The 13,222-nt window shown below is 68.0% G+C and carries 12 protein-coding genes; 7 read left to right on the forward strand and 5 right to left on the reverse strand.

The window, feature by feature from the left end; genetic code table 11:
* Positions 1–9: 9 nt before the first annotated feature.
* A complete protein-coding gene (locus tag D457_RS0114480; RefSeq protein ID WP_017581387.1) occupies positions 10–627 on the reverse strand; it encodes a DUF47 domain-containing protein in 618 nt (205 codons plus the stop codon).
* A 465-nt stretch (positions 628–1,092) separates the two neighbouring features.
* Here D457_RS0114480 and D457_RS0114485 point away from each other — a divergent pair, with 465 nt between their 5' ends.
* From D457_RS0114485 to purM, 3 genes are all read left to right on the forward strand, one after another.
* Positions 1,093–1,545, forward strand: coding sequence for a sterol carrier family protein (locus D457_RS0114485; protein WP_017581388.1), 453 nt, complete (start codon positions 1,093–1,095; stop codon positions 1,543–1,545).
* A gap of 92 nt (positions 1,546–1,637) precedes the next feature.
* Complete coding sequence (purF, locus tag D457_RS0114490) at positions 1,638–3,134, forward strand: amidophosphoribosyltransferase (protein WP_017581389.1); 1,497 nt, start codon at positions 1,638–1,640, stop codon at positions 3,132–3,134.
* Positions 3,135–3,283: 149 nt separating this feature from the next.
* Positions 3,284–4,348, forward strand: a complete 1,065-nt coding sequence (purM, locus tag D457_RS0114495; protein WP_017581390.1) for a phosphoribosylformylglycinamidine cyclo-ligase — start codon at positions 3,284–3,286, stop codon at positions 4,346–4,348.
* A gap of 173 nt (positions 4,349–4,521) precedes the next feature.
* Here the strand turns inward: purM and D457_RS0114500 are convergent, their stop codons facing one another.
* On the reverse strand, positions 4,522–4,749 hold the full coding sequence (locus D457_RS0114500) for a DUF3073 domain-containing protein (protein ID WP_017581391.1): 228 nt from the start codon (positions 4,747–4,749) through the stop codon (positions 4,522–4,524).
* Between the two features lie 253 nt (positions 4,750–5,002).
* Between D457_RS0114500 and D457_RS0114505 the strand changes: the two genes are divergently transcribed.
* Positions 5,003–5,836, forward strand: coding sequence for a hypothetical protein (locus tag D457_RS0114505; RefSeq protein WP_017581392.1), 834 nt, complete (start codon positions 5,003–5,005; stop codon positions 5,834–5,836).
* A 707-nt stretch (positions 5,837–6,543) separates the two neighbouring features.
* A complete protein-coding gene (gene bldC, locus D457_RS0114510) occupies positions 6,544–6,747 on the forward strand; it encodes a developmental transcriptional regulator BldC (RefSeq protein ID WP_013155387.1) in 204 nt (67 codons plus the stop codon).
* 134 nt (positions 6,748–6,881) lie between these two features.
* On the opposite strand, the gene D457_RS0114515 is transcribed toward bldC, so the two are convergent.
* Together D457_RS0114515 and D457_RS0114520 are read right to left on the reverse strand one after the other, a co-directional pair.
* The gene (locus D457_RS0114515) at positions 6,882–8,102 is read right to left on the reverse strand and encodes a hypothetical protein (protein WP_017581393.1); all 1,221 of its coding nucleotides are present in this window, start codon (positions 8,100–8,102) and stop codon (positions 6,882–6,884) included.
* Between the two features lie 359 nt (positions 8,103–8,461).
* Positions 8,462–9,709 (reverse strand): LPXTG cell wall anchor domain-containing protein, encoded by a 1,248-nt coding sequence (locus D457_RS0114520; protein WP_017581394.1) that lies wholly within the window; start codon positions 9,707–9,709, stop codon positions 8,462–8,464.
* Positions 9,710–10,279: 570 nt separating this feature from the next.
* Between D457_RS0114520 and D457_RS0114525 the strand changes: the two genes are divergently transcribed.
* Positions 10,280–11,170, forward strand: coding sequence for an N-acetylmuramoyl-L-alanine amidase (locus tag D457_RS0114525; RefSeq protein ID WP_017581395.1), 891 nt, complete (start codon positions 10,280–10,282; stop codon positions 11,168–11,170).
* A 101-nt stretch (positions 11,171–11,271) separates the two neighbouring features.
* Here D457_RS0114525 and D457_RS0114530 read toward each other — a convergent pair whose 3' ends face one another.
* Positions 11,272–12,576, reverse strand: a complete 1,305-nt coding sequence (locus D457_RS0114530; RefSeq protein WP_239646106.1) for an LPXTG cell wall anchor domain-containing protein — start codon at positions 12,574–12,576, stop codon at positions 11,272–11,274.
* A gap of 506 nt (positions 12,577–13,082) precedes the next feature.
* Here D457_RS0114530 and D457_RS37505 point away from each other — a divergent pair.
* Positions 13,083–13,214 (forward strand): hypothetical protein, encoded by a 132-nt coding sequence (locus tag D457_RS37505; RefSeq protein WP_275041006.1) that lies wholly within the window; start codon positions 13,083–13,085, stop codon positions 13,212–13,214.
* Positions 13,215–13,222 lie beyond the last annotated feature (8 nt).

Consider the following 13,222-nt stretch of genomic DNA (forward strand, 5'->3'; position numbering starts at 1 on the left):
GCGGAGCTCTCAGCTGTTTTTGACGACGATGGTCTCCACCGTGTTGGCGACGTGCTCGAAGGCGTCGGCGGCGGCCTCCAGCTCCTCGATGACGTCCTTGAGCTTGAGCACGGTCAGCGCTTCGTACTCGCCGCTGAACAGCTTCGCGAGCAGCTTGCGGTAGATGCGGTCGGCCTGGTTCTCCAGCTGGTTGATCTCGATCCAGTAGCGGGTGAGGTCCTTCATGGACCGCAGCCGCGGCATGGCCTCGGCGGTCAGCTCGGCGGCTCTTTCGAGTACCTCGATCTGGTCGATGATGCCCTTGGGCAGCCGCTCCAGCCCGTACAGGTTGATGAGGTCGACAGCGGCCTCCATGGAGTCCATGACGTCGTCGAGGTTGGAGGCGAGGCGGTAGATGTCCTCGCGGTGCAGCGGGGGAGCCGAGCTCTTGTTGAGTCGGCGCATGATCGCGTGGGTGGCGTCGTCACCGGCGTGCTCGCAGGCACGCATCTTCTCGGTGATGGCTTCCCTGTCGGCCCCGTCACTCATCAGCTCCACCAGCAGGCGGGCCCCGATGACCAGGTTGTTCGCCGAATCGGTGAACATCTCGTAGTAGCTGTCATCACGCGGGCGCAAGCGCAGGCGCACGTCGTATCTCCCGATGGTGCGGTGGTCTTCCTTGGTGGATGTTAAGGGCGCTGATCAGCTGGTTCAGCGCGACAGTGCGGGGCGCCCACGTCGCGGCCCCGTGCTGGGGAGGCGGGTCCGGGTGCGGTCACCCCTCGTTCATCTGTCTGTGTCGACGCGTGGAACGCCATGTGCGCGGGTCCCCTCGCAATCCTCCCAATCTCGGACGACACCGGGACGGTTCGGGACGCTACCGTCTCCCGCTCTCCCTGGCCAGCGGAACGCTGAGACAGGAATCACCCCATCGATCGGAGACCGGCGGACAGCCCCACCCGTAGTGCCTGATGTCCACCTTCGGGCTATCGGTCCGCAATGGCAAGTATCCCCTTCGTTAACCAGCCCGATGATCCCCGCTCCATCCACCGCCACCACGGCGGATCCGGTTCGGACATCCTTCCGTCGGCCTCCCGTCCTAGGATCTCCTGCATGCCTTCCGCCCTGACCCCCAGCGCCGTGCGACGGCTGCGCACCGCTCTGGACGAACAGCTCTCCGCCCTGGGCGAACCCGCCTTCACGGGTACCGACGAGGAGGCCGTGGCCGCCTCCGCACAAGCGGTCCTACGTGCGGACGAGCCCCTGCGCCCCGCGATGAAGGCCGCTGTGCGGTGCAGCCTGGCGGTCCTGGCCGACCGGGTTCCCGGGCGCAGTCTGGAGGTCCGGGTGCCGCCCTACGGCGCGGTCCAAGTGATCGAGGGACCCTCGCACACCCGCGGCACCCCGCCCGGAGTCGTGGAGACCGATCCCCTCACCTGGCTGCGGTTGGCCGTCGGGCGGAGCAGCTGGGAGGACGCGGTCGCAGAGCACAGCGTGCGGGCGAGCGGGGTGCGCTCCGACCTGTCCCAGCACCTGCCCCTGTGGCCGGGCGGACAGCGGGGCTGACCACCCGACGAATGACCCATCCGGCAACCGGACCAGGGGCCTCTTGGACCCCGCGTGGCACCCCGCTGTCGGCCAGCGGCTAAGCTGTGGCTGTGTCGTACTCCGACGGCCGGCTCTCCATGGACCTCGATCCGCTCGAACGCGGCCCGCAGGACGCCTGCGGCGTTTTCGGGGTCTGGGCACCCGGCGAAGAAGTCAGCAAGCTCACCTACTTCGGTCTCTACGCGCTCCAGCACCGCGGGCAGGAATCCGCGGGCATCGCCACAAGCGATGGGGAGCGGATCGTCGTCTACAAGGACATGGGACTCGTATCCCAGGTCTTCAACGAGGCGACGCTCGACTCCCTGGGAGGCCACCTCGCGATCGGTCATTGCCGTTACTCCACCACCGGTTCACCGGTGTGGGAGAACGCCCAGCCGACCTTCTACACCGCGCGTGAGGGGGGTCTGGCTCTCGGCCACAACGGCAACCTGATCAACACGCCCGAACTGGCCGCGATGCTGCCCGACCAGCGCCGCGGTGCCACCACGGACACCGAGGTCCTCACCAACCTCCTCGCGGACCGGGCCCACCAGGGCCAGTCCCTCGAGGATGCGGCGGTGGAGCTCCTCCCCAAGGTCCGCGGTGCGTTCTCCCTGGTCTTCATGGACGAGAACACCCTCTACGCCGCGCGCGACCCGCAGGGCATCCGCCCGTTCGTGCTCGGCCGTCTGGGTGAGACCTCCGGTTCCGGGGGCTGGGTGGTCGCCAGTGAGACCGCCGCCCTGGACATCGTGGGTGCCAAGGTCGTCCGCGAGATCGAGCCGGGTGAACTCCTGGTGATCGACGGCGACGGGGTCCGCTCTCGCCGGTTCGCGCCGACCGCCCGCAAGGGCTGCCTGTTCGAGTACGTCTACCTGGCGCGCCCGGACACCACCATCAACGGGCGCAACGTGAACTCCACCCGTGTGGAGGTCGGCCGCCGCCTGGCCAAGGAACACCCGGTCGAGGCCGACCTGGTGATCCCGGTGCCCGAGTCCGGCACACCCGCCGCGGTGGGTTACGCCGAGGCCAGCGGCATTCCCTTCGCCCAGGGCCTGGTGAAGAACTCCTACGTGGGGCGCACCTTCATCCAGCCCAGCCAGACCCTGCGCCAGCTGGGTATTCGGCTCAAGCTGAACCCGCTGCGCGAGGTCATCGAGGGCCGGCGCCTGGTGGTCGTGGACGACTCGATCGTGCGCGGCAACACCCAGCGCGCGCTGGTGCGCATGCTCCGCGACGCGGGCGCCGCCGAGGTGCACGTCCGCATCTCCAGCCCGCCCGTGCTGTGGCCCTGCTACTACGGCATCGACTTCGCGACCCGCGCCGAGCTCATCGCCGCGAACCTGTCGACGGACGAGATCGCCGAGTCGGTCAACGCGGACTCGCTGGCGTACGTGGACCTGGAGGAGCTCATCGCCGCCTCCGAGCAGCCCAAGAACGAGCTGTGCCGCGCCTGCTTCGACGGGGTGTACCCGTTGGAGGTCGACGCCGACTCCCAGGGCAAGTACCTGCTGGAGAAGGCTTGCGGCACCCCTGAGGGCTCCACGCTGGCCACCAGCCACAAGTAACCGTCGCGGCGGGCGGCCTTCCGCCCGCCGCGTCCGGCAGGCCCCTTCCCGGACCCTTCCCTGTCGGATCCCCGGTGTGCCCTGGAACAGGGACGCCGGTTCCCGCATCCGCGGACTCTCACAGCACATCGAACACGAGGAGAACTCGCGTGGCAGCCGACAGCACAGGGGCGACGGGCGCGTACGCGGCCGCGGGCGTCGACATCGCCGCCGGTGAGCGCGCCGTCGACCTGATGAAGCGCCACGTCGCGCGGACCCGCCGCCCGGAGCAGGTCACCGACGCCAGCGGCTTCGCCGGTCTGTTCCGCCTGGACACCGCCAAGTACAAGGACCCGGTACTGGCCACCTCCACGGACGGCGTGGGCACCAAGGTGATGCTCGCCCAGCAGATGGACAAGCACGACACCATCGGGATCGACCTGGTCGGGATGGTCGTCGACGACCTGGTGGTCAGCGGCGCCGAGCCCCTCTTCATGACCGACTACATCGCGACCGGCGCCGTGGTGCCCGAGCGGATCGCGGAGATCGTCGGCGGCATCGCCGAGGGCTGCCACCAGGCGGGTTGTGCGCTCATCGGCGGCGAGACCGCCGAGCACCCGGGCGCGATGGCCCCCGAGGAGTACGACCTGGCCGGGGCCGGCACAGGCGTGGTCGAGGGTGACGCCATCCTGGGCCCGGACCGGGTGCGCGCGGGCGACGTCGTCATCGCGATGGAGGCCTCCGGGCCGCACTCCAACGGCTACTCGCTGGTCCGGCACATCGTGGACCGGGCCGACCTGGACCTGTTCGCTGAGGTCCCGGAGCTGGGCGGGGTGCTGGGCGAGGTGCTGCTCACACCCACCCGCGTGTACGCCAAGGACTGTGTGGCGCTGACCGCCGAGGTCGAGGTGCACGCCTACTCGCACATCACCGGCGGTGGACTGGCCGCGAACCTGTCCCGGTCGCTGCCGGAGGGTCTGGACGCCGAACTGGACCGTTCCACCTGGGCTCCGCTGCCGGTCTTCGGCTACCTGGCCGAGAAGGGCGGGGTCAGCCGCGAAGACATGGAGGCCACGTTCAACATGGGCGTGGGCATGGTGGCGATCGTGGCTGCGGACGATGCCGAGCGCGCGCTGGGCGTGCTCGCCGACCGCGGGCTCCAGGCATGGCGCCTGGGCGTGGTGAAGAACGGTTCCGGTCAGGCCGTGCTGGACGGCGAGTACCGCAACGCGTAAGGCGGCGGTGGGTCCGCGCCCGCAAGGACGCGAACATAGCCGGTGCGAACCACCTGAGTGGTTCGCACCGGCTATATCCACCTGTCCGCGACGACCCCCGGTGGGAAGCCGTAACCGCTACAGGTCAGCGGTTGTTGTCCGAGCGACCCGAAAGACTCGGCTGGGTCCGACGACTACTTGTCGGACTCCGAGTACTTGTCGGCAAGATCCGCGTAGCGGTCGACCAGGTCATCCTGAGGTTCCGTGTAGGAATCGTCCGGACCCGACGGCCCGGAGGGAGACCCCTCGTCCTCAGCGACACCCAGCTCCGACCGCAGCCGCTCAAGGTCGGTCCCACCGGAGCTGTACTTGAGCTTCCGGGCGACCTTCTGCTGCTTGGCCTTGGCTCGGCCGCGCCCCATTGGCTCGACCCCCTCAACGATTGGGTTCCGACGAACCCCAGATCACTTACTAACCCGCACTACCAGGCTGACGGCCGTCAAACGCGACTGACGACAGGCGCCAGCTTACGTACACATACAACCGTACCTGGTCGGACCCCACCGTGCCTACGCCACCCGGGTGTGACGGATGTGGCGTGCCCGCGGAACCCCTTCCCGCCAGGGACTTCTCACGGTGAGTGCCTGACGGAACGATCTGTGCCACGATGCGATCGTGCTGCCCTACACCGCCTATCTCCGCGTCTACCAGCCGATCACGGCGTTCTCGCCTCGTGACCGTCGGTACTGGAAGAGGTACGCGGAGTCCGAGGATCGCCCCAAACGGGTGAACGCCCTGGCTGCCGAGCACGCCCAGAGCTTGGGCAGAGCGATCACCACCCCGCCGGTGATCGCCCCCGCCGAGGAGAGCGGGGACGCCTACCTGCGCCGGGTGAACGAGCATCTGTACGTCTGCCCGTGGCAGACCCGCCTGCGCTCCTGGCGCGCCTTCGACGAGTTCTCGGCTGCCACGCCGCAGCCGCTGGTGGAGGCGTTCGTCCCCGCGTGGGAGGCCGAGCGGGCCGAGACCGGCTACCGGCAGTGGTGCAACTCCGGAGCCCAGACGGAGCCGGGCATCCTGTCGAGCAACTGGACGATCCCCGTCCCGTGGTTCATCCCGTTCGAACCCCAGGAGCGCTGCCTGGTCCTGTCGACCGACTCCACCAGGACCCTGCTGTACCTGACCAGGACCGCGCAGGCCCGGCGGCGCCTCGAACACACCGTGGCGGTACTGCGCGAGCGCATCGGGGAGCACGCGGTGTCGACCTCGACCGAGCGGCTCGTGGACTGGCTGGAGACGGCCGCGCACCCCGACTCCCTCCTCGAACTGGACTACGGGGGCCTGCCGCACCTGCTGAGCGACGACCAACTGAGCGAGGACCACTCGGTGGCCGAGGTAGCCGAGGCCGTGGAGGCGCTCGCCGAGGGCGACAGCACCCGCATGACGGAGCTCCGCAAGAGGCTCGTCCGCCGGTGGAGGTCGGTGCGCGCCCTTGAGCACGCCAACTGACAGTCATGGGACACCCAGGGTTTCATGGACACCTACCCACCGGATGTCGTCATACAGCAACCGAAACGGGGCCGCGCCACGCCGTGGGCGAACCTGGTACACCAGGTTTCTCGTCTACACGAAACCGTCTTTTCGCACGTGACGACGGTGCACACCCCTGCCGGACCGGGGCGCGACATCAAGCATCGTGAAACTGGGCATAACGCCCGATACGGATCGTCGTACACTGTAGCGAGCCGGTCACCGAGTGCACTCTGAGTAACCAGGAAACCCCTGCCACGCCGAGGATGCGCGTGGCCCGAGCCACCCGCCGCAACGGACCCGCACCCAGCGCGCCACCACACCCCATCTCTCTTCACACTGCGACTGACCAGGGCTTGCGCCCTCCGCCCCCAGACCCGCCATCCGGGTTTCGGTCAGCCTCGCCGTAGCACTTCGGGCCCTCCGGATCGAGAAAAACGAGGCCCGAGAACGAAGTTTTGACCGAATACGCCACATGCCACTAAACGTGTCGCTAGAATCACTTAGCGTGACGCGGCCACGGGCGGCTTTCAACGGCCTCCCACGTGCAAAGTTGCTTGGAGTGGTCGCGCAATCACCTCGGGTGATGCCAATATGGACCTAGTGGGACTATTGGACATCCGGGCCAAGTGCCAGGAATAAGGCTCAAGGATCGGCACACAGATCCAGGAGGAGAGGCCGTACACATGTCAACTCGCACGCCCGAGGCGGAGCCCCTGTTGACCCCCGCCGAGGTTGCCACCATGTTCCGTGTGGACCCCAAGACCGTGACACGCTGGGCCAAGGCGGGCAAGCTGACCTCGATCCGCACCTTGGGCGGCCACCGCCGCTACCGCGAGACTGAGGTCCGCGCCCTGTTGGCCGGAATCCCCAGCCAGCGTACGGAGTGATCTCCCCGGTCTGTGCCGATTCCGGGGGGAACGGCCGGACGCGCTCCGGCTACTGACGAGATTTCCAGGGCGGGCCACCCAGACCGGGGTGGCCCGCCCTCCCCTTATGCCGAAAACCCTTCCCGTGGATCGGATCAGTCCTCGATCTGGTCGTCCATGGCGGTGGTGCGCTTGCGGGCCAGGAAGGTCGCCGCGGCACCGCCGCCGACCGCCACGACAGCGGCCGTGACCAGCGCGACGAGGGAGCTGCCCGTGGTGGCCAGTCGCGTGCTCGGGGCCGCGGTCTCCCGCTGCCCCTCCCCGCGCTCGCCCTTGCCCGGCGCGGTCGCCGCGATGTGCGTGGAGCCGATCGCCCAGGAGTCCGCGAAGTCCACGGCGAAGCCGTTGTCGAGTTCGGGGTCGCCGACCTGGACCCACACGGTGAGCGAGGAACGGATCCCTTCGCCCTCCCATTCCTCGTTCTCGTCGTCGAAGTCGTGTTCGTTGGCAAGGAAGCGGATACTGACCGGCACCTCGGCCGTCGTCTCGCCCTGAACGTCGAGGACCTCCAGGGTGCTCTCGGCCAGGTGGTCACCGTCGAACCCCGCCACGGGCTCACCGAAGGCGGTCAGTTCCCCGTACTCGAAGGACGCCTCGGTCGCGCCGTCGTAGGCCGCGGCCGCGCTGGTCCGCACGTCCGTGAGGGTGAACTCGACCGCGTTGCTGTCGGTGGAGACGGTCTCGGAGTCGTCCTCCCCCAGGATGACGACGTCCTCATCACCGGGCGAGGCACTGGGGCTTTCCGAGGGATCCTGGAAGGGTGTGTTCGGGGTGGGCTCCTCCGCCCACTGGGACTCCCGCTCCCTGGGGTCGTCCTCGGAGTGGTCGTCGTGTGCCCCGTCGGTCCGCTCCGGCCCGTTCGCCTCGTCCGGTCCGCCGTCCCCTTCGGGCTTCTCCGTGGGTGAGTCCTCAGTCCCCTCAGCGGCTTCATGGGCGGCGTCATCGGCGGCGTCGACCATGCCGAGGTCGATCAGGCCGTCCACACCGATCCGGACCGACGCCCGCTCGACCACCGCTTCCGAGAGCGCTCCCTTGCTGTTGACCAGGGTGCGGCTCTCGCCTTTGACCTGGGAGTACTCGGCGAGAGGACCGAAACCCAGGTCCGCCGCAGCCTCGTCCTCGGTTTCCCCGCCGAAGCTGATCGCGGTGGAGTGTCCCGTGACGAGGTCTCCGTCACTGACCCAGGCCTGGGCGTTGGACCAGACCAGCTGGCCGGCCGAGGCGGGGAGCGCGGACGCGGCACCGAGCGCGCCCAGCGCGACGAAGAGGGTGCCACCTGCCAGGAGACGGCGTGCGGACAGTTTGGCGGGAGTCACCACGACACTCCTGTTGTATCTGGGGGATGCCCGACTCTGGGGCCGGTCCCGTCCCGTCACTGACACGGCGGAGCGGGGTGTTCTGGCCGACCTGGCTGGCCGGGAGCGGTGTTCCGGGGCGGGTGGGGCCCGTGGCCCTTCCACCCCGGTCGAAGTACTGGTTCGGTGTGGAGTGCCGCGTGCGGGGCGTTCCACACGGCGAGCCTAGCCGCTTGGTCACAAAACGGAAACCGTTCCCGCCCCGGCGAAGCGGCGGCCGGAAGGCGGCGCACCTGAAGCACGAGCGGGGCCCCGGGGAAGTTCCCCCGGGGCCCCGCGAACGATCGGCTGAACGCCGGCCGGTGTCTACCGGCTACCGACTAGTTGTCGGTCTCGTTGAACTCCTCGTTGTTCTTCTTCTTGCGACGCGCCAGGTAGGCGGCGGCGCCACCACCGGCGGCGATCGCGGCACCCGCGGCGATCAGACCGAGCACGGGGCTGCCGGTCTGCGCCAGATCGGCCTCCTTCGGGTCCGGCTTGGGGACGTTGTCCTCGGAGCGGTTCGGCGGGGTCTTGTCGTCCCCGCCGCCGCCACTGCCGCCGCCGTTGTCGCCGCCGTCGTCGTGCACGCCCGTGGTGATACCGGCCATGCTCTCCGCGACCGGGAAGCCGGAGACGTACTCGCCGTCGATGGCGAAGTTCAGGGTCAGGAACGTGTAGGCGTCGTCCCACTCGAACCCGGAGTCGGTGTTCTGCTCCTCGCCACCGAAGGCCGCCAGGACGACGTCGACGGTCACGTTCTCACCGTCGAGCTCGGCCTGGAAACGGCCCAGGTGCTCCGAGTCGCCGATTTCGGGCGTGGACTCGTGCGTGACGTCACCGCCCCAGGTCTGGGTGGTGGTGACACTGCCGGTGAAAGTGTCCTCGAAGACGATGGTGTCCGCGCCGTCGGTGAGAACGGTGTTGTTCACGTCCAGCTCGATGACACCGGAAGCGCTGTCCTGCAGCTCCTCATCGTCGGTGTCGTCGCCCTCACCGTCGGTGTCGTCGCCGGTGCCGTCACCCTCACCACCGGTGCCGTCGCCTTCACCGTCACCCTCACCGTCGGTGTCGTCGTCACCTTCACCGTCGGTGTCGTCGCCCTCACCTTCGGTGTCGTCGCCGGTGTCGTCGCCCTCACCGTCGGTGTCGTCGTCTTCACCGCCCTCACCATCGGTGTCGTCGTCTTCACCGCCCTCACCATCGGTGTCGTCGTCACCTTCACCGTCGGTGTCGCCGGCCTCGACGCTGAGGACGTCCTCGAGGTCGCCCTCGGTGAGAACGATCCGGCCGCTCTCGACGACCGCACCAGCCTGCGCGCCGTTGTCGTCGACCAGGACGCTGGTGGTACCGGAGACGTTCAGCCAGGTGCCGACGCTGGCGTCGAAGGTGCCGTTCTCCGACTGCTGCTGGGTGATCTGCGATTCCAGGCGGTCCTGGCCGCCCGCGGCCGAGGCTGACGCCCAGCCGTAGGTCTCACCGTCGGCGTAAGCAGGAAGCGCGGCGGCGAGGCTGAGCGCGCCGAAAGCAGCGAAGGCGGCGCCGCCCTGGAAAACGCGACGCGCAGTGAATCTGGGGGTGCTCTTCAAGTCGAATCCTCATTCGGATGGTCCCGGTGCCACCTGAGTAGCCTCCGGGCCTGGTCACGCGATCCACCGCCGAACACGAAGGCGGACGGATGTCTCGGAACGCGGAATCACGAACCAGAGTCGGATGGGGCTGCGATGACGAGGGCGCAGAGAGGCCCTCTAACTGCAAAGATGGGGAAGAAGCACGGAGCGAGCCAGCCAGGGACAAGAGACCGACGGACCGTTGGGGTTGCTTCCCATTCCCTGACGGGACACTACATCCCAACAAAGATCAAATCACCACTTGATGATCACAAATGGATCACAACACCCTCTTTGGCTCACCACCCCCACGCGGAATGACAAGCCCAGTATTTTTTCTCAACGCAGGTAAACCTTTATCAAGATCATGCGTCTTTAATAGATCCCGCTCATCAGCAAAGGTTTCTGTGATTGGCGACACCATCTCACCTGAACCCTTCTCTTGAAAGCAGCGGAACCCTTTGTCCACTTCCGGACACCGGCTATGCACCCTTCGTGCGGTTCCGGAGTGGTAAGTCGGAGTCTGGCTCAGCGGCTAGGTTGTGAGGCATGCCCGACTCCGCACCGACAGGGCTCAGGAGCAGCACCACCCGCGCCCTGGCCCTGCTCTCACTCGCCGTCCTGTGGACCGCGGCCTGCACGTCACCGGCCGGTGGCGCCCCCGGCACCGATCCCACGGCGGCACCGCCGCTGCCCGGACCCGAGGACGGCTCCGCCACGTCGGAGGAGGACGGTGAGACCTCCATCGACGACGAGGCCGCCCCGCCCGGCGACGGCCCGCTCGGCGACCGGGTCGTGGTCATCGACCCCGGCCACAACGGTGGCAACGCGGCCGCCCCGAGCGAGATCAACGCCTTGGTGCCCGCCGGGAACGGTGAGAAGGCCTGTGACACCGTCGGCACCGAGAGCGCCAACGGCTACGCCGAACACGAGTTCAACTGGGAGATGTCCCTGCTCGTCCAGGAACGGCTGGAGGCCGACGGTGCGACGGTGATCCTCACCCGGGAGGACAACGAGGGCGTGGGGCCCTGCATCAACGAGCGCGCCGAGATCGGCAACGAGAACGAGGCGGACGCCGCCCTGTCCATCCACGCCGACGGCGGCCCCGAGCCCGGCCGCGGCTTCCACGTCATCACCCCCGGGGAGATCCCCGATCTCACCGAGGAGATCGTGGAGCCCTCCGCGCTCCTGGCCGAGGACATCCGCCGCGAGTACCTCGAGGGCAGCGACGTCCCCTACGCCGACTACCTCGCCGAGGACGGCCTGGACGAGCGCACCGACCTGGGCGGGCTGAACCTGTCCACGGTGCCGAAGGTGTTCCTGGAGGCCGGGAACATGCGCAACCCCGAGGACGCCGAGCTCCTGGAGGATCCCGAGTGGCGTGAGCGGGCCGCGGACTCCATCGCCCGCGGAGTGGCCACCTACCTCCTGCGCAGCTAGGGCGCCCCGCACACGCAGAAGCGGGCCCCGGGGAGTGTTCCCCGGGGCCCGCTCTGCGGCACAGTGGTCAGCGCCTCACGGCACCCCGTGCGACCGAGAGACTAGTTCTCGTTGGTCTCGGCGGTCTCGGTGGCCTCTTCACCGTTCTTCTTCTTACGACGCGCCAGGTAGGCAGCAGCGCCACCACCGGCGGCGATCGCGGCACCCGCGGCGATCAGACCGACCAGCGGCGAACCGGTCTGCGCGAGCGGCTCAGCGTCCTTGGCCTCGGTCTTGGGGAGCGTGTCCTTGTCGCGCTCCTTCTGCGGCGGGGTCTTGTCGTCGCCGCCGCCGTCACCGTTGTCACCGCCGTTGTCACCGCCGCCGTCGATCACACCGGTGGTGATACCCGCGGCGCTCTCGGCGACCGGGTAGCCGGAGATGACCTCACCACCGACGCTGAAGAGGATGTACATGTCGGTGACCGCGTCGTTCCACACGAACCCGGCGTCGTGGCTCTCGAAGACGGCCGTGGCGGACTCGAGCACCACCTTCAGCTCGACCTCCTCGTCATCGACCAGGATGGTCGTGCCAAAGCCGTCTGTGTTCGAGTTGAAGCTGTGGCTGACCGCGCCATCCCAGGTCTGGGAGGTGGAGACACTGGCGCCAGAGACGGTGCCTTCAAGGAGGACGTCGCTGCCGTTGTTGGCCAGCTCGGAGTTCTCCTCGTCGAGCTCGATGACCTCGGCGGAGGCGGTCGCGTTGACCTCGTCCTCGTCGTCCTCGTCGTCCTCGGAGGTCGTCTCGGAAGGCTGCTCGACGGGAGCCTCGGTCTGCTCGTCGGTGGGAACGTCGGACGGGTCGCCGGAGCCTCCATTGCCCCCGTTGTCGCTACCGGGCGCACCGGTGGCGTCGTCGTCCGGGTTCGGGTTCCCGTCCTCGTTGCCGTCGTCACCGTCCTCGGTGTCGCCGTCACCGTCCTCGGTGTCGCCGTCACCGTCCTCGGTGTCGCCGTCCTCGTCGTCGGTGTCGTCCTCGTCGGTGTCGTCGTCCTCAGTCTCCTCCTCGTCCTCGTCCTCCTCTTCGGGGTTGAGGATGCCGGGGAGGTCGGCCTCGGTGATGACGATGCGGGCGGTGTCCACGACGGCGGTACCGGTGGCACCGCTGGAGTTCACGGTGGCGGTGGTGGTGCCCTCGACGGTCAGCCAGCTACCGATGCTGCTGCTGAAGCTGTCGGTGACCGTCTGGTCCTGGGTGATGAAGGTTTCCACGGCACCGCTGGTACCGCCCAGGGCAGAGGCGTAGGCCCAACCGTAGGTGTCGGCGCTGGCGGGCGAGGCGGCGGCCAGGGTGAGGGCGCCGAAGGCGGCGAAGGCGACACCGCCCTGGAACACGCGACGCGCCGAGACTCGGGGAGAGTTCTTCAAGATCAATCCTCGTATGGATCGTCCGGACCCACGTGTGTCTGGGTCAGGCCTGGCTGCGACTTCCGCGTCCGAAACACATAGGTGGGGCGTCTCGGAATGTGGAATCGCGAACCAGGTTCGAATGGGGGACGGCCAGGGCGCACAGAAGCCCATGACCTGTGGGAACGGAGAGCGCACACGGTTTCGGCCCGCAGACGGCAAAGGCCGGAAGAACCGGCTGATTTGCTTTCTGTTCCCTGAGCAAAGGATACAGACACTCAGTACCTAAAACCCCCGATATGGGCATATCAGAAAGGTCACGATAGGCCTTCGACCACTCCGGGTAACAATACTCGACAATTCCGGTAATCTTTTTTGAACCCGGTAAACCAACCTTGGACTGGGGCGTCTTAAGAGGAAGTCCTCCAACTGGAGAGGCCACTGGACTACGCCGGGGCACGTCCACACCCGGCCAAAACTACCGGCCGGTATGGCGCACGTCACTCAACATCGGCATAATGCGAGCCATGAGTTCCCCTGCCTGTCTCCCCGCCCCCGGGTTCGGTTCCGACCCGCGCAGCCGCGACCGCCGCCGTACCGCCGCTCGCTCCGGCGCCGCCACCGCCCGGATCGCCGCCGTGCCACACACGGACTCGTGATACCGCCC

The organism is Nocardiopsis valliformis DSM 45023, from assembly GCF_000340985.1.
Taxonomy (GTDB): Bacteria; Actinomycetota; Actinomycetes; order Streptosporangiales; family Streptosporangiaceae; genus Nocardiopsis; species Nocardiopsis exhalans.

Excerpts from the sequence above, each read along its gene's own strand:
- bldC (WP_013155387.1), top strand. The coding sequence starts at position 6,544 with ATGTCAACTCGCACGCCCGAGGCGGAGCCCCTGTTGACCCCCGCCGAG.
- D457_RS0114525 (WP_017581395.1), top strand. The coding sequence starts at position 10,280 with ATGCCCGACTCCGCACCGACAGGGCTCAGGAGCAGCACCACCCGCGCC.
- D457_RS0114485 (WP_017581388.1), top strand. The coding sequence starts at position 1,093 with ATGCCTTCCGCCCTGACCCCCAGCGCCGTGCGACGGCTGCGCACCGCT.
- D457_RS37505 (WP_275041006.1), top strand. The coding sequence starts at position 13,083 with ATGAGTTCCCCTGCCTGTCTCCCCGCCCCCGGGTTCGGTTCCGACCCG.
- D457_RS0114500 (WP_017581391.1), bottom strand. The coding sequence starts at position 4,749 with ATGGGGCGCGGCCGAGCCAAGGCCAAGCAGCAGAAGGTCGCCCGGAAG.